This window comes from Bifidobacterium simiarum (assembly GCF_002802905.1).
Classification (GTDB): Bacteria; Actinomycetota; Actinomycetes; order Actinomycetales; family Bifidobacteriaceae; genus Galliscardovia; species Galliscardovia simiarum.
In genome coordinates this window covers 1-468 of record NZ_PEBK01000026.1, presented here as the reverse complement: position 1 = coordinate 468, position 468 = coordinate 1, and the positions used below count along the sequence as shown (strand labels likewise).

At 61.3% G+C, this 468-nt stretch carries 1 pseudogene; it reads right to left on the bottom strand.

What is annotated here, in order from left to right:
* Positions 1-351 precede the first annotated feature (351 nt).
* Positions 352-468, bottom strand: a pseudogene (locus CSQ87_RS11185) (dihydrodipicolinate synthase family protein); the annotation flags it as partial.

The window sequence follows — 468 nt, the reverse complement described above, 5'->3', positions numbered from 1 at the left end:
AAACCATGCTTGCGGGCGACATCGGGGATCTCCTTGATCGCACCGCGACCGAAGTACGCCGTCTGATTGAAAATCATGCGATACACCATTTATGTGCTCCTTTGCATTTGAATTGGGTGAAATATTGGGTTGGGTTACATTGGTGATTGCTCATCGAGTCCGGGACGAGACCAACGACGTGTCGTTCGACCACCCCCAGTCGGCCAAGGCCGACAGCCCCCGCCAGCGGGGGCGACGTACGCCCGTGAGGGCGTACTGCCACGAACAGTCCACCGGACTGTTCGTCCAGCGAGGGCGACACTCGCGGATGTCGCCCACTGAACGAAACCGCCGGCCACACCGGCAGAGCCGCTACTCGGCGAGCAGCTTCTGGATTTCGGCGTACTGCTCGTCGGTGAGCTGCACGGCGGGCTCGCGGATCAGCGTGCTGATCGGCAGACCCTTGGCCTTCACGGCACCCTTGATCGC